The organism is Micromonospora sp. LOL_013 (assembly GCF_048060315.1).
Taxonomy (GTDB): Bacteria; Actinomycetota; Actinomycetes; order Mycobacteriales; family Micromonosporaceae; genus Micromonospora_E.
Genome location: NZ_JBHMIQ010000033.1, coordinates 26007 through 48739, shown reverse-complemented (window position 1 = coordinate 48739; position 22733 = coordinate 26007). Strand labels below are relative to the sequence as shown.

The following is a 22733-nucleotide window of genomic DNA, read 5'->3' as shown; positions in this document are numbered from 1 at the left end:
GCTCACGCAGCACGTTTCATCAGGTAGGACGCGGGCACGGACCGGAGCGACCTCGACCCGCACGGCCCGCCGGCCAGGAGACGGCAGAGAGCCCACCCTGGCTCACGCTGGCGCAACCGGGCCACCCCAGGCCAGCTGGCATGCAGCACCATCGCGACAGCCGATCGACGCGGGTCGGAGACCCGCTGGACACCGGTCGGACCGGCCACGCAGCGCGGTGATGTCAGCCAATGGACAGAATGGCGAAGTATGGACACGTTGACCGAGAATTAACACCTTTGCGCATCGCTGGACATCGGTCAAGATAGATGTTGTACATCGACCTGCTGTGGTGGCGGTGGTAGCCTGGGGCGGGCACATACGGGGGCCCGAGGGCTCGGCGACCCAATCACAACAACGATTCGGAACAGCAGACCTCAGTGCGTCAGTTTTCCACCGTGGCGCCGCCCTGATTCATTTCTTCGCGAAGGCAGCTGTCATGAAACTCTGCATTCTCGGACCGCTGCGACTGGAGACATCTGACGGAGTCGTGATGACCCCGCAGGCGTTGAAGGTCCGCTCTCTACTAGCGTACCTGGCCGTACACTCCGGCCGGACTGTGTCCACCGACCAGCTGATCGACACCATCTGGGCCGGCGACCCGCCACGCACCGCGCTCACCGCACTGCACGTCTACGTCTGCCGGTTGCGTCAGCACCTCAAGGCGGCCGGGTTGGCGTCCGACGATCTCGCCACCCGTCCACCCGGCTACCTGCTCAACCTGAACCAGTACGCCTTCGACCTGCGAACGTTCGACGAGCTGACTACCCGGGCCCAGCAGGCGGAGTCGATCGGCGACCTGCCCGGCAGCGCCACCCTGCTCGGCGAGGCGCTCGCCCTGTGGCAGGGCCCGCCCCTCGCCGACCTGCGGGACCTGCCGGTGCTTGCCGCGACCGCGCACGTGATCACCGAGCGGCGGGTCGCCACCCAGGAACGCTACTTCGAGACCGCGCTCATACTGCGCCGGCACGGGTACGTCGTCGCCGACCTCTACCGGTCCGTCGGTGAATACCCGATGTCCGAACGGCTGCACTACCTGCTCATGCTCGCCCTGTACCGGAGTGGCCGGACTGCCGAGTCACTGATGGTCTACAACCGGCTGCGGGCCAACCTCGTCGAAGGTCTCGGCCTGGAGCCGAACCTGCTGGTGCAACGACTCCACCGGGCGATCCTGGACCGCCGGGAATGGCTCGACGACCCGTCGTACCTGCACGCGTCCTGACAGGGATCCGCACGCGTTCTGACTCCGGCGGACGGCTACCTGCGGCCCCGACGACGGGACCGGGCCAGCCGGAGCAGGCCGGCACCGGCCAGTAGCACGATCAGGACCGTGGCCAGGACGGCCGCCCCCGCCTGGTCGAGCGTGGCGGCCAGCCACCGCTGGACCTGGCCGGCACCGTCGATCAGCGGGTCCCCGCCCGACCCGCCGCGCAGCAGCCGGATCTCGTACCAGCCGTACCAGGCGACGTAACCGCCGGCGGCCACCAGCAACGCGCCGCCGACGCGGGACAGCAGCGGAGCCGCGCGGCGTACCCGCCGCAGCAGCCCGTCGCGGGCCAGCGCGACGGTGACGGCCGCGACCGCGACGGTCAGCCCCATACCGGCGGCGTACGCCACGAACAGGGCCACTCCGGAGGCGACCGAACCGGCGCGGAAGCTGGCCGCCACGATCGCCAGAAATGGAGCGATCGTGCAGGACAGCGACGCGGCGGCGTATGCCATCCCGAACGCCACCATGGACAGTAGTGACCGGCTGGTGGCCGGGGCACGGGACGGCATCATGCCGATGCCGGGCAGCTGCCGGCCGGCCAGCAGCACCCCGCCGAGCCCGATCAGCAGCAGCCCGATGCCGATGGTCAGCCACGGCAGGTGGCGCTGCACCGCCCCGGCTGCCGGCGCCACGACCAGGCCGAACACCCCGAAGACGACGACGAACCCGGTGGTCATCGCCGCCGTCGTGGTCAGTGCCCGACCGACGGCGGCCCCCCGACCGGTGGCGGCCGCGTCGTCGCCACTCACCAGGAAGGAGAGGTACGCGGGCAGCAGCGCGAACCCGCATGGGTTGACCGCGGCGAGGGTGCCTGCCGCCAGGGCGAGTGCGAGGGGTGCGTCGGTCATCGGATTGGGTGGCGGAGGTCGGCTAGCCGGCGATCAGCCGGTCGAGCATGCCGGGTAGCGCGTCGACGTCGACATGCCCCTTGTCGACGACTTCGCCATCGGCGTCGAGGACGACGAAGGTGCTCTGCGCGGTGATCTCGAAGTGCCGCCACACCGCGCCCTGCTCGTCGGCCAGTTGCGGAAAGCCGGACAGCTCGGCCAGCTCGACGAAGTCGTGCATGGCCGGCACCCCGTCGAGCCCGGCCACGCCAACCACGCCTGCGGTGTCGGCGTAGTCGGCGGCCAACGAGTTGACTCGGGCGGCCTGGCCGAGACAGGTGGGACACCACGGTGCCCAGAACCACAGCACCGCCGGTTTCCCGGCCAGGCTGCGCCCGTCGAAGGTGTCACCGGCCAGGGTGTCTGCGGTGAAGGCATAGCTGGCGCTGACACCGCCACCGTCGGTACCGGCACCATTGTCGGTGTCTGCGCCGGTTTCGGGGTCAGTGTCCCCGGCTGGTGTGCTGGTACCGGTCCCGCCGGACGGCGGCGTGCCGTCCCCGTCAGCCGAAGTGCCGCAGCCGGCCAACGCCACCGAGCCGGCGACGACGAGGCTGATGATCATCGACCGCATCCGCATCATGTCTGCTCCGTCCCGCCATCCGCCGTCCGACGATTGTCCGGTAACCGTACCTGCCCGCCGGCTCATTTTCCGCAGATACCCCCTGGGGGTTGCTAGCCTACGAGGATGACCAGCCAGACCACCCGCGGCTACACCGCGTCCAAGGACCAGCTCCAGGCTCGGCTGCGCCGCATCGAGGGACAGGTGCGCGGCATCGAGCGGATGGTCGACGACGACCGGTACTGCATCGACGTGCTGACCCAGATCTCCGCCATCCAGGCAGCTCTGGACAAGGTCGCCCTCGGCCTGTTGGACGGGCACGCCCGGCACTGTATGCAGGAGGGCTCCGCCGAGGGCCGGGCGGACGAAATGGCCGCCGAGATGATGGCGGCGGTCGGTCGGCTGATGAAGCGAGGTTGACCTCGTCACACCCGCTGCCCAACCCGTGACGATCTACCCCCTAGGGGTATGGTAGGTCCCGCCATCACCGCAGGCGAGGAGGACGGCATGAGCAGCACCAGAGCGGGCCGGGCCACGACGGCGACCCGGATCGAGCTGAGCATCAGTGGGATGACCTGCTCGTCCTGTGCGGCAAGGATCGAGAAGAAGCTCAACCGGATCGACGGGGTGACCGCGACGGTGAACTTCGCCACCGAGAAGGCCAGCGTCACCGTCGAGAGTCCGACCGTGACCGCCGGTGAGCTGGTCGACGTCGTACGCCGTACCGGCTACACCGCCCGGCTGCCCGCTCCGCCGCCGACGGATCGGGACGCCGACGGCTCGGCGGGCACCGACCGGCCAGCCGTCTCCGACGACCTCCGTTCGCTGCGTACCCGGCTCTGGGTCGCACTGGCGCTCAGCGTGCCGGTGGTGGCCCTGGCGATGGTGCCCGCCTGGCAGTTCACCTACTGGCAGTGGGTCAGCCTGGCGCTGACCGTCCCGGTGGTGCTCTACGGCGGCCTGCCGTTCCACCGGGCCGCCTGGACGAATCTGCGGCACGGCGCGGCGACCATGGACACCCTGGTGTCGATGGGGACCCTCGCCGCCCTCGGCTGGTCGCTGTGGGCGCTGTTCTTCGGCACCGCCGGCACCCCCGGCATGACCCACCCGTTCAGCCTGTCCGTCGACCGGGGCATGGCCGCCGCCAACATCTATCTTGAGGTCGCCGCCGGGGTGACCGTTTTCATCCTGCTCGGCCGCTACTTCGAGAGCCGGGCCAAGCGCCGGGCCGGCGCGGCGCTGCGGGCCCTGCTCGAACTGGGTGCCCGGGATGTCGCCGTGCTGCGCGACGGCGCGGAGAGCCGGATTCCGGTCGACCAGCTCGCGGTGGGTGACCGGTTCGTCGTCCGGCCCGGCGAGAAGATCGCCACCGACGGTGTGGTGACCGAGGGCTCCTCGGCGGTCGACGCCAGCATGGTCACCGGCGAGTCCGTGCCGGTCGAGGTCGCTCCCGGTGACCCGGTGGTCGGCGCCACCGTCAACGCCGGCGGCCGCCTGGTGGTGACGGCCACCCGGGTCGGCGCCGAGACCCAGCTCGCCCAGATGGCCCGGCTGGTGGAGCAGGCGCAGGCCGGCAAGGCGGCGGCGCAGCGGCTGGCCGACCGGATCTCCGGCGTCTTCGTGCCGATCGTCATCGCGCTCGCCGTCGGCACCCTCGGCTACTGGCTCGCCACCGGGGGCGGGGCCACCGTGGCGTTCACCGCCGCAGTCGCCGTACTGATCATCGCCTGCCCCTGCGCGCTCGGCCTGGCCACCCCGACGGCGCTGCTGGTCGGCACCGGGCGCGGCGCCCAGCTCGGCGTGCTGATCAGAGGCCCGGAGGTGCTGGAGTCCACCCGCCGGGTGGACACCGTGCTGCTGGACAAGACCGGCACGGTCACCACCGGCACCATGACGCTGGTCGACGTGCTGGTCGACGGCACCGACCCAGATCCCGACGAACTGCTCCGGCTGGCCGGTGCGGTCGAGGCCGGATCGGAGCATCCGATCGGCCGGGCGGTCGCCGGGGCCGCCGCCGAACGGGTCGGGCCGCTACCGCCGGTGACCGACTTCGCCGGCCGGCACGGACTGGGCGTACGGGGCACCGTCGACGGACGTACCGTGCTGGTCGGTCGGCCGGCGCTGCTGACCGACGAGGGCCTGACCGTGGACGCGGCGCTGGCCGGCAGGATGACCGGCGCCGAGGCCGCCGGCCGGACCGTGGTCATGGTCGGCTGGGACGGTCGGGCCCGGGGCGTGCTGGCCGTCGCCGACCGGGTCAAGCCGACCAGCCGGCCGGCGATCGCCGCGCTGCGTCGGCTCGGGCTCACCCCGGTCCTGCTCACCGGGGACAACGTCACCGTCGCCCGGGCGGTCGCCGCCGAGGTCGGGGTCGACGAGGTGATTGCCGGGGTGTTGCCCGCCGAGAAGGTGGACGCGGTCAAACGGCTGCAGGCCGACGGTCGGGTGGTCGCGATGGTCGGTGACGGGGTGAACGACGCCGCCGCCCTGGCCCAGGCCGATCTCGGCCTGGCGATGGGGACCGGCACCGACGCCGCCATCGAGGCCGCCGATCTCACCCTGGTACGGGGCGACCTGACCGCCGCCGTTGACGCCGTCCGGCTGTCCCGCCGCACCCTGCGGACGATCCAGGGCAACCTGTTCTGGGCGTTCGCCTACAACGTCGCGGCGCTGCCGTTGGCGGCGGCGGGCCTGCTCAACCCGATGATCGCGGGTGCGGCGATGGCGATGTCGTCGGCGTTCGTGGTCGCCAACAGTCTGCGGCTGCGCCGGTTCCGGCCGGTCGTGCTCAGCCGGTGACCAGCTCGTAGCCGGCCTCCTCGACAGCGGCGGCCATCGCCTGGTCGCTGACCGGCTGTTCGCTGGTGACGGTGACCCGGCCGGTGGCCAGGTCGACGTCCACCTCGGTAACCCCGGCGATCCCGCCGATCTCGGTGGACACCGAACCGACGCAGTGGCTGCAGGTCATCCCCTGCACGGTGTAGGTGCTGACCGCCATCTGTCTCTCCCTCGCGACTGGTTCCGATCCGACTCGACCGCGAGCTTACCCCTACCGGGAATGCGTATGTTGGCGGATCCGGCACCACCGTCGGCCGGCGACCGGCCAGCGCCCCATAGCCAAAGACCGATCCAGCGGGTAGAAACAGTTCATTCCCCGGCGACTGCATCGCCCTGGTCAACTTCTGGCGGACGTTGTCCAACCTGCCGCTGCGCAGCAACCCGACCGGGCAGGACGAGTGCCGGTCGACGGCGAACTTCGGCGGTGTCCCAGGCGGTGTCGACGCGGCGGGCGGACGTCAGCCGGCCGACACGACCCGGGTCGGCACGCCGGTCTACCTGATCGAGTTCCCGGTCCCGTAGCTGATACCCGGTCCTGCGGCGGGTACCCGGTGCCGAAGCGGGTACCCGCCCGATCAAACGGCCACACCGAGTCGGACAGGTCACCGCGAGGAGGCACGATGTCGGGGAAACGACCAGGCAGCAAGGGGTACGACAACCAGCGCGCCCGGCTACGCAAGGACTTGGAGAACTCGGGTACGGCGAACGACGCGGGTGCCGACGAGCTCGCCAACGAGATTCTGCAGGAGCAGGCTGACCGCCAAGGCGTGCTGCGTACCGAACGGGGTCTCGGCCCGAAAGGGGAACGCCGATCGTCATGAAATAGGTCCAAAAATGCCATGGGATTCGGTCAGTTCCGCATCATGGTGGGGTGAGTGACGGAGGGCGGTCCCGGGTCCAGCCGGCGGCGCCCGGTGCCAAAGTCACCCGGTTGGAGCTCTTCTTTGACCTGGTCTTCGTCTTCGCCTTCATCCACCTGAACACACTTGTGGCAGAGGACCTCGACGCCTTGGTCCTGTTGGGCTTCATTCTGCTGCTCGCCGCGCTCTGGCTGGCCTGGTCACGGTTCGCCGTCCTCGGCAACAACCTGCGGGCCGACCAGGGCATCATGCCGGTCATCGGTTTTGCGATCATGGCGGCGGTCTTCGTCTCCGTCGCGACCTTGCCCGGCACCGACGACAAGGTCGCGGAGACGCCGCCATCGGCTCCGCTTTCCATCCCCGGGCAACTCGTATTCCCAGCCTGCTATTTCATAATCTGGACGTTGGAGATGGTGGCGCTGCGGCATGCCGCGCGGAACCATCCTTCGTTGCGTGAGATGTGGTGGCGCAGCGCACCAGCGCTGCTCCTCAGTTGCGGGTTGCTGGTGGTGGCCGCGCTCCTGCCGCGACAGTTCACCGGGAATGCCCGGATAACCGCCTTTGTCACATTGTGGGGACTTGCCGTCGCTATCGCCTACGCGGTGGTGATCCGGACCAGGGCCCTCGCCGTCGTCTCGGCCGGGCATTGGGCGGAACGGCACGCCCAGATCGTGCTGATCGCTCTCGGCGAGTCGGTCATCTCGATCGGGATCGGCGCCGAACTTCTGGCAGGAACACCGTTGAGGCTGCCCCTGGTCGCCGGCGTGGTGCTCGGCATCGCGTTGATCTGCGCCCTCTGGTGGTGGTACTTCGACTCCCGCTCTATCGCGGCCGAACATGTGCTGCACCGCACCCACGGCATCACCCGGCTCCGACTAGCCCGCGACGCGTACACCCTGCTGCACTTCCCGATGGTCCTCGGGGTCATTCTGCTGTCCCTGGGCATCAAACAGGTCCTCGCCTACCTGGCCAGCGACACCGGCGACCAGGACCGGGCGGTGCTCGATCCGGTCCACCTGTGGGTGCTGTACGGCGGTGTCGTGCTCTACCTGCTGGCCCTGCTCGCATTCCAGGCGCGGACGGTCCGATCCGTGGATCCGCTCGGCGTGTTGCCCGTCCTGGTCGTCACCGCGCTGCTGCCGATGGCTCCGTTCATGCCGCCGCTCGCCGCGCTCGCCCTGCTCAGCCTGATCGCCGTCGCCGCGGCCGCGGTGGACAACCTACGCGGCGGCAGCCACCGCCGGTCGCTACGCGGCAGCCAGCTCGCCCAACAGCAGGCGTTGGAGAGCGAGGAGACCAACTGGCGCCGACGGCACCAGTGAGCCGTACGGCGCCCGACGCTGTCATTATCGTCTGATGCGCAACCAGGTAGATCTCCTGGTGCGTGGCCGGGGAGGATGACAGCTTTGACACAGGTCGCCGGCGAGCCGGCACGCTGGCGACACCGGACCGGGCGGCTGGGCCGGTCGGCGCTGATCGCGCTCTGCGTCGCCGCCGCGTACGCGCTCGGCTCCGGCTGCGCCTGGCTGCTGTTCCACGCTTCGGCCGTCGGCGCGGTGTTCTTTCCGCCGGCCGGGGTGACCCTCGGCGCGCTGGTGCTGACCCGCCGCCGACACTGGCCGTGGATCCTCGGTGCCGTCGGTCTCACCGAGTTCGGCATCGACCTGTGGCAGGGGATCGGCCCGCCGGTCGCACTCGGCTTCGCGCTGACCAACATCGTCGAACCGCTGGTCGGTGCCGCCGGGCTGCGATGGCTGCGACCGGGCCGGATCGATCTGACCCGGTACCGCGACGCGGCGGCGTTCCTGCTCTACCCGGTGGGCTTCGGCCCGTTGGTCGGCGCGGTGATCGGGGCCACGACCAGCGCGGTCGGCACCGGTGGCGCCTGGTGGCCGGCGATGGGCCGGTTCTGGGCCGGCGACGGGCTCGCGGTGCTCACCCTCGGCGCCGCGCTGGTCGGTCTCGATGCGGTCCGTGGCCGGGTCCGACCGTGGCGGATGGTCCGGGGCGGTACGGCTTTGGCCGGCACCGGAGCGCTGACCGTCATCGGTTTCTGGCCCCGCGAGGTGCCGCTGTCCTATTTGCCGGTGCCGGTACTGCTCGCGGTCGGCTTCCGGGGCCGGGTGGCGACCATCGGGGCCGCCGGGTTCGTGATGGCGTTCGCCGCGAACCTGCTCAGCGCCGCCGGGCACGGGCCGTGGTCGGTGCTGGCGAATCAGCCCCGGCTGGAGGCGGCGTCGCTGCAGGTCTACCTGGCGGTGGTGGTACTCGGCGCCTGGGCGCTGGCGATCGCGGTGGCGGAGCGGGACCGGGCGCAGGCCGAGTCACGTCGTGAAGTGGTTGCTCGCCGACGGCTGCAGGCGCTGCAGGACGTCACCGCCGGGCTGGCCACCGCCGCCACGTCGGACCAGGTGATCCGGGTGCTGGTCGACCGGGGCGTCGGTCTGGTCGCCGACCACGGCGCGGTGGCGCTCACCGATCAGGCCGGCGGCTCGGTCCGCAGCTGGCCGACGGCGACCCTCGCCGAACAGATCGCCGGAGGCTTCGCCACGCTCCCCCTCGACGAGCCGGGCCGATTGCCGGTCGTTGACGTGATCCGGACCAGCCGGCCGGTCCAGCTGCCGACCCGGGCGGCGCTGGACGCGCGCTACCCCGCACTCGCCGATGCCCACGCACGGACCGGCACCCGCAGCCTGCTGGCGGTGCCGGTCAAGGTCGGTGACCGGTGCCTCGGTGCGCTGGCGTTCGCGTTCCGCCGGGACGACGCGATCACCCCGGAGGTGGTTTCGATCGCCCGTACCCTCGCCGAACTCGCTGGTCAGGCCGTCGACCGGGCAGCGATGTACGAATCCGAGCACGCTGCCGCGCACCAGTTGCAACGGGCGTTGCTGCCGCAGATCTCGCCGGACCTGCCGGGCGTCACGGCCGCCGTGTGCTACCGGCCGGCGGAGCACGGCCGCGACGTCGGCGGCGACTGGTACGACGTGTTCGAACTGCCCGGCAACCGGGTGGGTATCGCGGTAGGGGATGTCGTCGGCCACGGGTTGTCGTCGGCGATCACCATGGGCCGGCTGCAACAGTCGCTGCGCTCGGTGGCGCAGACCGGTGCGTCACCGGTGGAGGTGCTGGAGGCACTGGACACTGCCTGCCAGACGATCGACGGGGCCGATTTCGCGACCGTCGGGTACGCCGAGTACAGCCCCACCGACCGGATACTCAGCTACGCCTGCGCCGGTCACCTGCCGCCGCTGCTGGTGGCCGGCGGGACCAGCCGCTACCTGACCGACGCCCGGTCGCTACCGCTCCGGCTGACCGCGCAGCCACGGACCCAGGCCCAGACCGCGGTCCCCGACTCGGCGATGCTGGTCTGGTATTCCGACGGCCTAGTCGAGCGGCGCGGCCAGGTGATCGACGCCGGGTTGGACCGGCTCGGCCGGGCCGCTGCCGGGTTGTCCGGCACCGAGCCGCAGGTCTGGTGCGACCGGCTGTTGGACGCGATGACCGACGGCCAGATAATCACCGACGACACGGTGGTGGCCTGCGTCCACCTGGACGGGCTGCCCACCGGCACGGACGGCTCCCCGGTGCTGCGGCTGACCCTGTCCTCCCCCGCTGACCTGTCCGCCGCGCGCCGGGCGCTGCGGGACTGGTCCGCCGGCAACGACCTGACGCCGGATCAGGTCGACGCGCTGTTGGCCACCTGCAACGAGGCCCTGATCAACTCGTTGGAGCACGCCTACCACGGGCGTCCGGGTGGCCCGGTCGCGTTGCGGGTGATGCTGCTGGACCGGCAGCAGGTCCGGGTCGAGGTCACCGACCGGGGGCATTGGCGGGGACACTCGCACGACGGGTCCGACCGGGGGCGCGGGCTCGACCTGATCAACCGGATGGCCCGCCGGCTGGTGCTCGACCTTTCCGGCGCCGGTACCCGGGTCACCATCACCCTGCCGGGGCGGTAGCCGGTGCCGTCCCGGCTGGTCGACCACCGGGGCGGGTGGTCGACCGGCCGGGACGGTGGTCAGCCCCGGATCGCCTGGCGAATCCAGTCGGCGATGTTGTCGACCCGCGACGTCGTCTCGACGTCGGAGTGCGGGCAGTCCGGGCCGAAGCTCTCCACCGACACCAGCGCCGGACCGCGGCGACCCCGCTCGACGAAATACGGGGCACCGGAGTCGTACGGGCAGGCGCTGGTGTCCGGGTGCGGGTACCGGCCGGTCACGCCGATGGTCGAGTCGGCGACCTCGGTGACGGCGAACAGCCCGGTGCGCAGCACGGTCGACGGCACCGGGTCGACCGAGTTGTCGGCGCCGTATCCGGTGAGCCGGACGATTGCGCCGACCTGCGGCGGCCGGTGGGCCAGGGCGATCGGCTTGATGCCGCGTACCGGCTGGTCCAGCTTTGCCAGCGCCAGGTCGTTGGTGGACGACTGGCGTACCGCGATCACGGTGGCGGCCTGGCCGCCGTCGCCGGTGAGGTCCGCCCGGCCGACGGTCGCGGTGGTCAGGTCGGCGACCGGGCGGTCGACCCGTACCCCGTCGAAGGTCCGGAAGCAGTGCCCGGCGGTGACCACCCACTGCGGGTGGATCAGGGCCCCGGAGCAGGCGCTGTTGCGGCGGCCACCGTCGGCCGTCGGGATGCCGGTCATCGTCAGCTTCACCGAGAACTGGTACTTGCCGTCGGGGACGATCGTGCCGTTGGCGACGGCACCGGCCGGCCCGGCGGTGGCCAGGCCGAGGCCGGCCGTCACGGCCAGCGCGAGCGCCGCCGTGGCCAGGCGGGAGGCGAGGGTACGGGACACAGTTGGTTCCTTGTCGGATGGCCGCACCGGACGACCGGGTCGCAGGCTGGGCGGTACCGGTGCCGGCGGGCAGCGGACGTTGGACGTTGGACGTCTCGACGCTAGGTCGACCCGCTGACCATCGGACATGGACTTTTCCCTACATCTACCCGCCCGGCCCCGGTGGCGGTACCGGCTCACCGGCAGTCCGTCACCGCACGGAACCTCAGCTGCACGCGCGGTAGACGTAGTCGGCCCGGTTGCGGTGCGGCGACACGTCGGGCACGGTCCGGCGGGCCGTGTCGACCACAAAGAGTTTGGTGTCGGTCGAGCCGGTCTCGTCGAGGAAGGTGGTGCTGCCGTAGTTGAGGTTGTAGTGCACGGACTCGGTCCGGTTGCGCCACCCCCAGCGGCCGAGGTCCTGCCATCCGCAGTCGCTGAGCCGGCCCCGAGGATAGGTGTAGTTGGTGCCGTCGTAGAAGCAGAACCAGCCGCCGGGGCAGTCCGGACCGGCGAGCGGCCCGGCTTCGGCGGTGCGGACCACACTGACGATGAACATCCCGCCGGAGTAGGCGATGTCGGTCTCGTCGATCTGGGTGCCGCCGGGGTGGGCCGCCAGGTAGGCGTCCATCTGCGACTGAACGGCGGTGGGACCGGCCGCGGCGACGCCGGGCTGCAGGCCGGTGGCCAGCACGGCGACGGCCAGCACGGCGGGCACCAACCGCCGGCTCAGGTGTGGGGTCCGGCGACGGATCCGAGTGCGTGGCGTCATGGCGGGCTCCAGTTGCTCCGGGTGGCGTCCAGAAGTGGGTTGGGCGTACCGACAAGGTCGCCGTCACCCTCAGTGCCCAGTTAGGAACTTCTCAACAACACGACACCGCCGACGGTAGCCAATCGACCGACGAGATCGCCATATCTACGTCGATGGATAGGTGGACACGATCGCGCCTCTCCGACCCGGGCTGAGCTGCAACTTTCGGCCAGCAACTGCCACCTCGCAAAGCGCGACTTTCTCGTGTTCCACATCCTGGAACAATTGACCATGATCAACAAAAATCAACAGGCACGATCTGGCACGCTGACGCCTCTTATAAGACGGATGCCGGAACCGGCAGCTCCGATTGCGACGACGTCACCGTAACGAGCACCGAGGAGCATTGTGGATGCAGAAGATGCGGCAGAGCTCGATGCCTGGCTCGGGGAACAGGTGAGTCAGCATCATGCGCTGCTGTGGACGGTACTGTTTCAGCGCCTCGAGGAGACCGGAGTCGCCGAAGATCTTCTGCAGGAGACGTTCGTCAGGGCATGGCTGCACCGTGCGGACGGTCACCAGATTCAGCATCCGAGGGCGTGGCTCTACCGGGTGGCCCGACGACTGGCCGAGAAACGCCTGGGCAAGGACCGTCGCAGCCAGCAGGCCCGGCGTACCACCACGCTGACCCTGGTGGTCAGCAACGATGGTGACCTGGGCGCCGGCGTCCTGCGGCAGGACGTGGCCCGGCTCGTGCGACGGCTCAGCGTCAAGGACCGGGAGTGCCTGCTGCTGACCAGCTACGGCGTCAGCACGGCCGACATCGCCGCCATGTTGCGGATGAGCCCGGCAGCGGTACGGCGATCGCTGCACCGGACCCACCGCGCGTTGCACAAGCTACGGGACAAGGGTGCAGGGCCGGCGTACCCGGAGCACGCCGGCCGGGCATGGGAAGGGCTGACCATGAACCAGGAGCCGGGCGAGGACCAGTTCCGCCGCGACAAGCTGGTGCAGCTGGCCGTCCGGGCGCTGCTGCCCAGACAGGGACGGATTCCGCCGCCACCCGAAATCGACGTCACGAACCTGATAGCCCTCGCGCATCAGCGCCGGTCGGCGCAGGAATCGACCCGCTGGCTGTGGCGGCCCAGGCTGTGGCGGCTCAGGCTGTGGCGGGTCGCGGTCCCTGCGGTCGTTCTGGTGGTGCTGCTAATCGTCGGGGTCGAAGTCGTCCGCTCGTACAGCGTGCCCGGTCCGGCCGGACCGGGCACCACCGACCCGGTCCTCGCCGACCCGGAACAGCCGCTGCCGCTGACCGCCGGCGCGGGCACCGCCCCGGCCCGCCACCAGCTGGCGGCGATCGCCCGGCACGTCCACTCACTCGACCAACCAGCAGTCGACCAACCAGCACTGGATCAACCGGTTCCCGACCAGCCGGCCACCGCCGACCGCTACACCTATGTCCACCTGCGGGCCTGGTGGCGCGACGATCCCGCCACCGGGCAGGACGGCGGAGCGTACGACCGGCGACTGTGGTGGGCCGCCGACCGGTCCGGGCAGGAGACCCGGGTCGACCCGGCGGAACCGGACCGGCCCGCCGAGGTGGTCGAGTACCCGCCCGGCGCGCTCGGTGTCGCCGTACCCGATCCCGCCGCCGACCGGACGGTGCTGGCCGGCCAGCTCGCCGAGGAACAGCCGATGCACGAAGGCCCGCAGGCCGCGCTGCGGGCTGTCGTCGGCCTCTACCGGTTCCACGACCTGTCCCCGGCCCAGCGGGCCGCCGCCCTGGCCGTCCTCGCCGACGCCGAGCTGGTCACCCACGGTCCGGTGCTGGACCGCGCCGGCCGGTCCGGCGTCGCGGTCAGCGCGACCGGCGGGATGGACGGCCGGCCGGTGCGGGACACCGCCGTGATCGACACCGCCACCGGTCGGCTGCTCAGCTACGAGCGGGTGGCCCTACCCGCCGACGACCGCGCGGCGGCCGGCACCGTCACCCACTACCTGGTGTTCCTGCGCTCCGGCCGGGTCGGTCGACTCGGCGCCGAACCGGCCGACTGAACCGTCACCGGGTACCCGCCCCGGACGGCCGGCATGAACCTGCGGCGGGCGGGTACCCGGTGACGATGCCCGACATCGCCAGCTACGGGCTCCTGAGTGACTGCCAGGGAGCGGCGTTACTGTCCGCGGACGGCTCCGTCGACTGGTGGTGCCCGGCCCGATTCGACGCGCCGAGCGTCTTCGCCCGGCTGCTCGACCCCGGCGCCGGACACTGGTCCATCACCCCGGTCGGCGGGCACCGCACCGCCCGCCGATACCTGGCGGACACGATGGTGCTGCAGACCGACTTTCGGACCGCCAACGGCGAGCTGCGGCTCACCGACGCGCTGGCCCTCGGCCCCGGCGAACGCGGCCACCGCATCGGCGACACCTCACCGCACGTACTGCTGCGCCGGGTCGACGTCCTCTCCGGCACCGTGCAGATCGACGTCGACCTGGTGGTCCGGCCCGAGTACGGCCGGGTCGTCCCGGTGGTCACCGGCGACGACGGGCGGATCGAGCTGGTCGGCGGCAGTGACCGGCTGGTCCTGACCGGCGACCCGCTGCCGGCCGAGCTGTCCGCCGGGGTGGACCGGATCGCCGGCCGGCTCACCCGCACCGCCGGGCAGACCGTACGGTTCGCGCTGCGGCACCTGCTGGCCGACGACACCGCGCCGCCGGCCGACGACCAGCGGTACACCGTGGACGACACCGTCGCCGGCTGGCGGTCCTGGGCCGACGAGCACCACAGCTACCAGGGGCTCTACCAGGAACAGGTACGGCGCAGCGCGCTGGTGCTGCAGGCGCTGACCTATCAGCCGACCGGTGCGGTGGTGGCCGCGCCGACCACCTCGCTGCCCGAGGAGGTCGGCGGCGGCGCGAACTGGGACTACCGGTACGCCTGGCTGCGCGACGGGGCGTTCACCATGCAGGCGCTGTGGGTGGCTGCCTGCCCGGACGAGGCGCACCGGTTCTTCGACTGGATCGCCGACTCGGTCGGTGAGCTGCCCACCGAGCAACCGGTGCCGATCATGTTCGGGGTGGGCGGCGAGCGGGACCTGACCGAGCACGATCTGGAGCACCTGCGCGGCTACCAGGGCTCGACGCCGGTCCGGGTCGGCAACGACGCCTGGCGGCAGCGGCAGCTCGACGTACTCGGCGAGGTGATGCACGGTGCCTGGATCCTGCGCGACCAGCTCGGCGAGCTGGCGACGGGCACCGTACACCTGCTCCGGGGCCTTGCCGAGCGGGCCTGCCGCACCTGGTCCCAGCCGGACTCCGGGATCTGGGAGGGCAGGGAGGGCGAACGCCACTACCTCACCTCGAAGCTGATGTGCTGGGTGGCGCTGGACCGGGCCGTCGGGCTCGCGCCGGCGCTGCACGCCGAGCGCGACGTCGACCGTTGGCGCCGGACCCGGGAACAGACCCGCGCGGCGGTCCTCGACCAGGGCTGGAGCGACCGGCGCCAGGCGTTCACCGGGGCGTTCGGCTCCGACCACCTCGACGCCGGCGTTCTGATCATGCCAATCATGGGGTTCCTGCCCGGCACCGACCCCAGGGTGGTCGCCACGATCGACGCCATCGAGGCGGACCTGACCCACGACGGACTGGTCCAGCGGTGGACCGGCGGCGAGGACGAAGGAGCCTTTCTGATCTGCTCCTACTGGCTGGCCGAGGCCCTCGCACTGGCCGGCCGGCACGACCGGGCCCGCCAGGTCTTCGACGCGGCCACCGCGTGTGCGAACGATCTCAATCTGCTCGCCGAGGAGGTGGACCGCCGCGACGGTGGCCTGATCGGCAACTTTCCGCAAGGGCTGTCGCACATCGGCCTGATCAACGCGGCGTGGACGCTGTCCCAGACCGGGGAGGCGTCGCGACCACCGGACCCACCCGGCGGGTGACCGGGCGGTCGTCGTCCGTCGGCGGCAACGCGGCAACTGCCGTCAGGTCCAGGCCGGCGAGGCTCGCCCGGTACCGCCGGTCGTCGAGAACCCGCCACACCGCGGCGGCGATCCGGTCGGCGCAGCCGACATCCAACAGCCGGTACGCGGCGTCCCGCCCGGTGCGGGCACCCGCGTCGAGGTTGATCCCGATGCCGAGCCGGGCCGCCTGCCGGGCGACCAGCGGTTGATCGCCGAAGAACGGCACGACGACCATCGGCACCCCGGCGATGATCGCCTCGTGGAAGCTGTTGCTGCCGCCGTGGGTGACGAACACGTCGGCCCGGCTGAGCACCCGCTGCTGGTCGACGGCGTGCCGGATCGCCCAGTTCGCCGGGTACCGGTCGAGTATCCGGCGGCCCCGGGTCGGGAACACCACCGTCACCTCCGGCGAGGACCAGTGCCGGGCCAGACCCGCGACGCACCGACGCAGCGCGCCGACCAGTTCCGGCTCGGCGTACCAGAGGTTGTCCAGCACCTCGGTGCCGAAGGACAGGTAGACGACCGACCGGGCCGGTCCGGTGCCCCGGCGCTGCCGGCCTGTGCCCCGGCCGTCCTGGCTGGCCGGCCGGTTCCGGGACGGCCAGCCGTCGGAGAGGTAGCCGGCGAAGCGGTAGCCGACCGCCGCGCGGTTGTCCCGGAAGTCGGGCGGCGTGACCGCACGGTACGACCAGAGGATGTTCTGCTCGGCCGGCAGGTGCAGACAGTTCGAGACGAGTTCCACCGTGGCCGGGTCGAGCGTGACGCCGTACCGCCGGTCCAGAGCGTCCAGTGCCGCCGTGTTCGCCGACGCCGTCAGGCAGTGCCGCAGATATCCGGCGTCCGTCATCGGTCCGACCAGCCCCGGCACCGAGCACCACGCCGGCACGCCCAGCCGGCGGGCGACCAGTGCGCCCTCGATCGCGCAGAAGTCGTACAGCACCAGGTCGGGGCGGTAGGCGCGGGCCACCGCAAGGCACTCGCCGAACAACCGGTACGCCCGGTCGAACACCCGGTCCGCCGGGGTGTTGCGGAACTCGCGGCAACCCGGCAGAGCGACGGTCGACCCGGCCAGGTCACCCAGCCGGGGCACGGTGGTCTGCCGGTCGACGAGCACCAGGCGGAAGCTGTCCTCGGCCCGGTGCCGGCGGATCAGCCGTTTGAGAATGTTGAGGTGTCCCTCGTTGGGGATGCTGAACACGAGCACCCGTCGTCGCGGCATCCCGCACCTTTCCCGCCGGCCGGCCCGACAAACCACCCCGGATACCGGCCGAACCGCCTACCAGACGGCGCGCACCCGGTTACCGTCGGCCCGGTGACCACCCAGCAGCCGACCGTCACCCGATCACGGCCATCGCAGCAGCAGGCGGACGACCTGTTGGGCCGGATGACCCTGGCGGAAAAAGCCGGTCTGCTGTTCCACCCGATGATCGGCATCGGTCCGGGCGGCACCCTCGCGCCGGCCGACCCGGACGCCGGCCTGCTCGCCGCCGAGGACCTCGTCCTGCACCGCCGGATCAACCACGTCAACCTGGTCGGCACCGCGGCACCGGCCGACCTGGCCCGCTGGCACAACCAGCTGCAGGACCTGGCATCGTCGACCCGGCTCGGCGTACCGGTGACCGTCTCCACCGATCCCCGGCACGCCCGGTCCGCCAACCCCAACACGGCGGCGCTGGCCGGAGCCTTCTCCACCTGGCCGGAACCGCTGGGGCTGGCCGCCACCGGCGACCCGGAGCTGGTGCGCCGGCACGCCGACACCGTACGGCGGGAGTACCTGGCGGTCGGCATCCGGGCCGCGCTGCACCCGCAGGCGGACGTCGCCACGGACCCGCGCTGGCCACGGGTGCTGGGCACCTTCGGCGAGGACCCGGAGCTGGTCAGCCGGCTGACGGTGGCGTACCTGTCCGGGTTGCAGGGTCCGACGCTCGGACCGGACAGCGTCGCCGCGCTGGTCAAGCATTTCCCCGGCGGCGGCCCGGTCCGCACCGGCGAGGACCCCCATTTCCGGTACGGCGCCGAGCAGGCCTACCCGGGTGGTCGTCTCGCCGCCCACCTGGCGCCGTTCGTGGCGGCCGTCCGGGCCGGTGCCGCGCAGGTGATGCTCGGCTACGGGCTGCCGGTCGGCACCGAACTGCCGCCGGTGGCGTTCGCCTTCAACCACGAGGTGGTGACCGGGCTGCTGCGTGAGCAACTCGGCTTCACCGGGGTGATCTGCGCCGACTGGGGCGTACTGACCGATGCCTGTTTCCGGGGCGAACGCCGACCGGCCCGCGCCTGGGGCGTCGAACATCTCGAACCGGCGCAGCGACTGCGTGCCGCGCTGCACGCCGGGGTGGACCAGTTCGGCGGCGAGGCCCGCCCGGACCTGGTGGTCGACCTGGTCCGCAGCGGCCAGGTCACCGAGGACCGGATCGACGAGTCGGCCCGCCGCATCCTGCACGACAAGCTGCGGCTCGGCCTGTTCGGGCACCGCTACGTCGACCCGGAGCACGCCTCGCAGCTGGTCGGTGGCCCGCCGGCCCGCGCCGCCGGGCTGGCCGCCCAACGGGCCTGCGTGACGCTGCTGCGTCAGGCCCCGCCGGACAGCCCGGCCCGGTTGCCGCTCGCCCCCGGCCTGCGGGTGTACGCCGAGGGCCCGCTGCGTGCCGCGCTGCGGGGCAGGTGGACGGTGGTGTCGGAGCCGGGTCAGGCGGACGTGGCGGTGCTGCGGCTGGCCGCACCGTACGAGCGGCGGCCCGGCCCGGTGGAGGCGTACTTCCACGCCGGGCCGCTGGAGTTCCCGGCGGGTGCGCTGGACCGGGTGCTGGCGGTCGCGGCGGCGGTGCCGACCGTCGTGGACGTCTACCTGGACCGGCCGGCGGTGCTCACCCCGCTCGCCGACCGGGTCGGCACGCTGCTGGTCAGCTTCGGCGTCGAGGACACCGCGCTGGTCGACGTACTCGCCGGGGAGCCGGCACCGACCGGCCGGCTACCGGTCGATCTGCCGGCCAGTCAACGGGCCGTACTCACCGGGCAGCCGGACGCCCCGTTCGACGACCCGGACCCGTTGTTCCGGTACGGCCACGGGCTGACGTTCTGACCGGGAAGTTCAGGGGTGGCCGGGCAGGTCAGGGGGTTGCCGGGCAGGTCAGTCGCGGGCCCGGAGGCGGTGCAGCACGGCGGCGGCGACCAGGCCGTACGCCAGGTGCGGCACGATGTCCGACGCCCAGTCGGCAGCGCTCCACTGCCGCGGGTCGGTGACCTTGAGCAGGGTCATCGGCGCGTCCGAGCCGGCCATCGCCAGCATGGCGAGCAGGCCGGTTGCCGCCCAGACCGGTGCCCGGCGGGGGCCGGCCACGGCGTACAGCGCGCCGGCGCCGAGGCCGGTCGCGTAGCCGAGCAGCGGCCCGAGCCCGTCCCGGCGGTTGCTGGCGGTCTCGTCGTCGCCGAGGTCGACGTGCAGTGTCTCGGCGAGCCGACCGACGCTGCGCTGCGGGGTGCTGCTCGCCGGCCGGGCCCGGCCGGCCATGTCGAGGTAGGTGACCATGTTGAGGGCGCTGGTGCCGGCGGCACCGGCCAGCAGCCCACTCCAGATTCGCCGCATTTCGTCGGCGTACCCAATGCTCGGGCGAGCTAACTCGGTGCCGGTATCCCAGGCGGTCGGCCCAGTCACTGTGGTGACAGCAGGATCCTCTGCACCGTGCCTCCACGGGTAGCGCAGGCTTGGCTTCGTTGCCGTGGCAGGACGCCCCGCCGTACGGTGGCGGAGGCAGGTGATCTGAATGAAAGCCGAAGGTACGGGAGCCGGCCGGCCCAGCGCGATTCACGTGGGTGAACCGCACGGCAACGGGATCTCCACCCGGTTGAACTGGCTGCGGGCCGGGGTGCTCGGCGCCAACGACGGCATCGTGTCGACGGCCGGTCTCGTCGTGGGGGTGGCCGGCGCGACCATCGCCACCGGCCCCGTCCTGACAGCGGGCGTCGCGGGGGTGGCGGCGGGCGCCGTCTCCATGGCCCTGGGTGAGTACGTGTCGGTGAGCAGCCAGCGTGACAGCGAACGGGCGCTGCTGGCGAAGGAGCGCACCGAGCTCGAACGGTTCCCCGAGCAGGAGTTGGACGAGCTGACCGCGCTCTACGTCGCGAAGGGCCTGACCGTCGGAACCGCCCGGCTGGTAGCGGAGGAACTGACCGCGAAGGACGCCTTCGCCGCGCACGCCGACGTCGAGTTGCGGATCGACCCGGATTCGCTGACCAACCCCTGGCACGCAGCCGCCGCCTCGGCGATCGCCTTCACCCTCGGGTCACTGCTGCCGCTGATCGCGATCCTGCTGCCACCACCCGACGCGCGGGTGGCCGTGACGTTCGCCGTCGTGCTGCTCACACTCGCGGTGACGGGTGCGGTGAGCGCGAGACTGGGCTCTGCCAACGTGGGGCGGGCGGTGGTCAGACTCGTTGCCGGTGGTGCCCTGGCCATGGCCGTCACCTTCGCCATCGGGCAGTTCGTCGGCGCGACGGTGCTCTGAGCCGACCTTCGACCACGCCGCCGACGAACTTCCGCTGCGATCAACACCTCCTCGGATGGTCCGTGAGGGTGTGGGTGCCGTCGGGGTGGAGTCGGACGGTGACGGGCTGGCCGGGTTGGGTGGCGGCGTGGCGGCGTACCTGCGTGATGTGGGTTGTGGTGTCGGGGAGAGTGCCGGCCGCCGCGGCGTGTTGTGGGACGGGGATCGGCTTCTCCTGGTCGGTGGGGATGGCGGCGCGCAGTGCGCCGTGCAGGTAGCGGTAGCAGAGTGCGACGGCTTCGGGCAGGGCGGCGCTGGTGGGGACGGGGTCGACGGCCAAGCGTGTGGCCGGGTCGACGACCCGGACCGACCAGGAGTGACCTTGGGACAGTTCGGGTCGGCCGATGGTGTTGCGGTGGTCGATGACGGTGATGTCGAGGGCGAGGCCGAGGCCGCGAACCAGGGCGGCGAGTTCGTCGAGGGTGGGGCCGGGCCAACCGTTGGCGAGGACCATGATCCGGGCGCCGTCGTGGGTGGCGCCGACTTCACCGAGGTACGCGCCGACTGGGTCGCCGCCGCCGTGGGGGACCTGGCTGACACCGTTGCGCAGGTGCTGGTCGATGCTGTGTTCGCCGTCGATGTCGGTCAGGTCGGTCGGCTCGACGCCGAACTGCGCCGCGAGCGTCCCGATCTGGTAGTGGTCGGGTAGTTGCCAGACGGTGGTGCCGGACGGCCGGTCGGCGGGCACCGGTGTGGGTGGCGGTTGGTTGGTGTCGTCGGGTCGCCAGTTGCGGTGCACGGTCCGGCCACGCAGGTCGGTGACGGTGAGCACCGCGCCGCGTCGCACCTGGCGGGTGCCGTAGCAGTCCAGGCAGTACGGCGGGTCGGGCCGGTCGGCGCACCGGGTGCAGGGGTGGGCGGGGATCGCCTCGCCCCAGTGTTTCGGTGCCGGCGGTTCCCAGCCGCGGACGAATGTGCCGGGGGTGTCGGCGGGTCGCAGGCTGGTGTGCCACCAGTGCCGGTTACGCCAGATGGCCTGCGCGCCGCCGTGCTGTTCAGCGTCGGCGATCATGCGGCGTTCGACCTGGTCGAGGTCGTGGCCGCCGGGGTGCCCGTCCAACCCGACCGGCACCGCACGCCCGGTGAGGGCAGCCTCGGTGAGGTAGTGGGCGGGCAGCAGCGGGTTGGCGACGGTCAGACCGGTCACCGCCCGTTCGGCGGGGATGGTGGCGAGCGCGGTCGGCAGATCGGCGATCCACCGGTGCTGGTAGTCGGGCACCGCACCGCCGGCGTGCTCGAACCGGACGTCCCAGCTCAGCCCACGCCCGATGGAGCTGGGCCGGACTTCGAGGACCAGGTCGACGTGCAACTGGTCGGCGAGCGCACACAGCCGACCGAGCAGCCGGCCCGGGTCGCCCGGTGGCGGCGGCTCGACGCTGCGGCCGATCAGCACCAGCCACGGCACGGCGGGCCGCTCGGCCAGCGCCACCGCCTCCCACCGCAGCCGATCCCGCTCGGGTACGCCGGGCTGCCACTGCCGGGGCAGCGTCAACCCCGACGACGGCAGCCGACCCGGCTCGTCGGGGAAATCCGGGTCACGCAACGTCGCGGCGGCCACCCCGGCACGCTGGGCGAGGTCGGTGACGATCGGCGCGTACGGCAACCACCACGTCCCACCCGGCGTCGGCAAAGGCGTGAACGAGCCCGGCACCAGGCTGGTCGACGCCACCTGCCCGGTGTCAAGGTTCGCCACGGTGAACACCCGTTGCGCCCGCCGCCGGTCCACGCCGACCCCGACCACGTGCAGAGAGCCGGCCGGCACCTTGTCGACGCCGTTCACGCCGCCACCCCCGCCCCGAACCGGTGCGACTGCTCGAACTGCTGCGACTGCCAGTCCCGCAACGCCTGCTTGAGCCGGGCGTTCTCCTCGCGGGTGGAGCCAAGTTCGGCGCGCAGCGCGGTCAACTCGTCGGCGACCAGATGCAGAAACGCCCGCACCTCCACCGGGTCGCAGCCACGCCGGACACGGTCGCCGAACGCGCGCTCCCGGACCAGGCCAGGGCTGATCGACGGCCGCACCGCCCGCCCGTACAAGTGACCGGCAGCGTTCGGAGCAGGCCGCACCGGCCGGCGCGGCCCAGCCGCAGTCTCGGTCGGCCGCCGGTCGTGGCGGGCGATCTCAGCGAGCAACCGCCGGTTACGCCGGCTCCGCACCGGAGCCCGGCGGAACAGGTCAAAGAACCTACGCACAGCAGGAACCACCTTTCACACAATCGAAACCTTCAGAGGTACGGGTAAAGGGCGCGCGGCTC

At 71.8% G+C, this 22733-nt stretch carries 20 protein-coding genes; 11 read left to right on the top strand and 9 right to left on the bottom strand.

The window, feature by feature from the left end:
• The first annotated feature begins 478 nt into the window (after nt 1-478).
• A complete protein-coding gene (locus ACFHWS_RS21190) occupies nt 479-1261 on the top strand; it encodes an AfsR/SARP family transcriptional regulator (RefSeq protein ID WP_416568864.1) in 783 nt (260 codons plus the stop codon).
• 35 nt (nt 1262-1296) lie between these two features.
• Here ACFHWS_RS21190 and ACFHWS_RS21185 read toward each other — a convergent pair whose 3' ends face one another.
• Complete coding sequence (locus ACFHWS_RS21185) at nt 1297-2157, bottom strand: cytochrome c biogenesis protein CcdA (protein WP_416556655.1); 861 nt, start codon at nt 2155-2157, stop codon at nt 1297-1299.
• A 22-nt stretch (nt 2158-2179) separates the two neighbouring features.
• Nucleotides 2180-2779 (bottom strand): redoxin domain-containing protein, encoded by a 600-nt coding sequence (locus tag ACFHWS_RS21180; protein ID WP_416556654.1) that lies wholly within the window; start codon nt 2777-2779, stop codon nt 2180-2182.
• A gap of 105 nt (nt 2780-2884) precedes the next feature.
• Between ACFHWS_RS21180 and ACFHWS_RS21175 the strand changes: the two genes are divergently transcribed.
• Together ACFHWS_RS21175 and ACFHWS_RS21170 are read left to right on the top strand one after the other, a co-directional pair.
• Entirely contained in the window at nt 2885-3178 is a 294-nt protein-coding gene (locus ACFHWS_RS21175; RefSeq protein ID WP_278172303.1) for a metal-sensitive transcriptional regulator, read from the top strand.
• Between the two features lie 87 nt (nt 3179-3265).
• Nucleotides 3266-5557 carry a heavy metal translocating P-type ATPase gene (locus ACFHWS_RS21170; protein WP_416556653.1) on the top strand — a complete coding sequence of 764 codons (2292 nt, stop codon included), beginning with the start codon at nt 3266-3268 and terminating at the stop codon, nt 5555-5557.
• Here the strand turns inward: ACFHWS_RS21170 and ACFHWS_RS21165 are convergent.
• Complete coding sequence (locus ACFHWS_RS21165; RefSeq protein WP_416556652.1) at nt 5547-5756, bottom strand: heavy-metal-associated domain-containing protein; 210 nt, start codon at nt 5754-5756, stop codon at nt 5547-5549. The genes ACFHWS_RS21170 and ACFHWS_RS21165 overlap by 11 nt on opposite strands.
• A 194-nt stretch (nt 5757-5950) precedes the next feature.
• On the opposite strand from ACFHWS_RS21165, the gene ACFHWS_RS21160 reads away from it, so the two are divergent.
• The 4 genes from ACFHWS_RS21160 to ACFHWS_RS21145 all read left to right on the top strand — a co-directional run bounded on the left by ACFHWS_RS21160 (nt 5951) and on the right by ACFHWS_RS21145 (nt 10415).
• Nucleotides 5951-6118: a hypothetical protein gene (locus ACFHWS_RS21160; RefSeq protein WP_416556686.1), complete on the top strand. Its 168-nt coding sequence runs from the start codon at nt 5951-5953 to the stop codon at nt 6116-6118.
• A 98-nt stretch (nt 6119-6216) separates the two neighbouring features.
• Nucleotides 6217-6417: a phosphatidylethanolamine-binding protein gene (locus ACFHWS_RS21155; RefSeq protein WP_282232710.1), complete on the top strand. Its 201-nt coding sequence runs from the start codon at nt 6217-6219 to the stop codon at nt 6415-6417.
• A 50-nt stretch (nt 6418-6467) separates the two neighbouring features.
• The gene (locus tag ACFHWS_RS21150; protein ID WP_416568863.1) at nt 6468-7778 is read left to right on the top strand and encodes a low temperature requirement protein A; all 1311 of its coding nucleotides are present in this window, start codon (nt 6468-6470) and stop codon (nt 7776-7778) included.
• 84 nt (nt 7779-7862) lie between these two features.
• The gene (locus ACFHWS_RS21145; RefSeq protein ID WP_416556650.1) at nt 7863-10415 is read left to right on the top strand and encodes a SpoIIE family protein phosphatase; all 2553 of its coding nucleotides are present in this window, start codon (nt 7863-7865) and stop codon (nt 10413-10415) included.
• Between the two features lie 59 nt (nt 10416-10474).
• Here the strand turns inward: ACFHWS_RS21145 and ACFHWS_RS21140 are convergent, their stop codons facing one another.
• A complete protein-coding gene (locus tag ACFHWS_RS21140; RefSeq protein ID WP_416568862.1) occupies nt 10475-11254 on the bottom strand; it encodes a S1 family peptidase in 780 nt (259 codons plus the stop codon).
• Between the two features lie 205 nt (nt 11255-11459).
• The gene (locus tag ACFHWS_RS21135) at nt 11460-12005 is read right to left on the bottom strand and encodes a peptidase inhibitor family I36 protein (RefSeq protein WP_416568861.1); all 546 of its coding nucleotides are present in this window, start codon (nt 12003-12005) and stop codon (nt 11460-11462) included.
• A 387-nt stretch (nt 12006-12392) separates the two neighbouring features.
• On the opposite strand from ACFHWS_RS21135, the gene ACFHWS_RS21130 reads away from it, so the two are divergent.
• Both ACFHWS_RS21130 and ACFHWS_RS21125 read left to right on the top strand, forming a co-directional pair.
• The gene (locus ACFHWS_RS21130; protein WP_416568860.1) at nt 12393-14039 is read left to right on the top strand and encodes an RNA polymerase sigma factor; all 1647 of its coding nucleotides are present in this window, start codon (nt 12393-12395) and stop codon (nt 14037-14039) included.
• A 65-nt stretch (nt 14040-14104) separates the two neighbouring features.
• Nucleotides 14105-15919, top strand: coding sequence for a glycoside hydrolase family 15 protein (locus ACFHWS_RS21125; RefSeq protein ID WP_416568859.1), 1815 nt, complete (start codon nt 14105-14107; stop codon nt 15917-15919).
• Here ACFHWS_RS21125 and ACFHWS_RS21120 read toward each other — a convergent pair.
• Complete coding sequence (locus tag ACFHWS_RS21120; RefSeq protein ID WP_282232718.1) at nt 15852-17159, bottom strand: glycosyltransferase; 1308 nt, start codon at nt 17157-17159, stop codon at nt 15852-15854. The genes ACFHWS_RS21125 and ACFHWS_RS21120 overlap by 68 nt on opposite strands.
• Before the next feature lie 93 nt (nt 17160-17252).
• On the opposite strand from ACFHWS_RS21120, the gene ACFHWS_RS21115 reads away from it, so the two are divergent.
• On the top strand, nt 17253-19019 hold the full coding sequence (locus ACFHWS_RS21115; RefSeq protein ID WP_416568858.1) for a glycoside hydrolase family 3 N-terminal domain-containing protein: 1767 nt from the start codon (nt 17253-17255) through the stop codon (nt 19017-19019).
• Between the two features lie 48 nt (nt 19020-19067).
• Here ACFHWS_RS21115 and ACFHWS_RS21110 read toward each other — a convergent pair whose 3' ends face one another.
• Nucleotides 19068-19523 carry a hypothetical protein gene (locus ACFHWS_RS21110; protein WP_281552660.1) on the bottom strand — a complete coding sequence of 152 codons (456 nt, stop codon included), beginning with the start codon at nt 19521-19523 and terminating at the stop codon, nt 19068-19070.
• Nucleotides 19524-19701: 178 nt separating this feature from the next.
• Here ACFHWS_RS21110 and ACFHWS_RS21105 point away from each other — a divergent pair, with 178 nt between their 5' ends.
• Entirely contained in the window at nt 19702-20442 is a 741-nt protein-coding gene (locus tag ACFHWS_RS21105) for a VIT1/CCC1 transporter family protein (RefSeq protein WP_416568857.1), read from the top strand.
• 40 nt (nt 20443-20482) lie between these two features.
• Here the strand turns inward: ACFHWS_RS21105 and ACFHWS_RS21100 are convergent, their stop codons facing one another.
• Complete coding sequence (locus ACFHWS_RS21100) at nt 20483-22261, bottom strand: hypothetical protein (protein ID WP_416568856.1); 1779 nt, start codon at nt 22259-22261, stop codon at nt 20483-20485.
• Entirely contained in the window at nt 22258-22671 is a 414-nt protein-coding gene (locus ACFHWS_RS21095) for a DivIVA domain-containing protein (RefSeq protein WP_416568855.1), read from the bottom strand. Before ACFHWS_RS21095 ends, ACFHWS_RS21100 begins: the two co-directional genes overlap by 4 nt.
• Between the last annotated feature and the right edge of the window lie 62 nt (nt 22672-22733).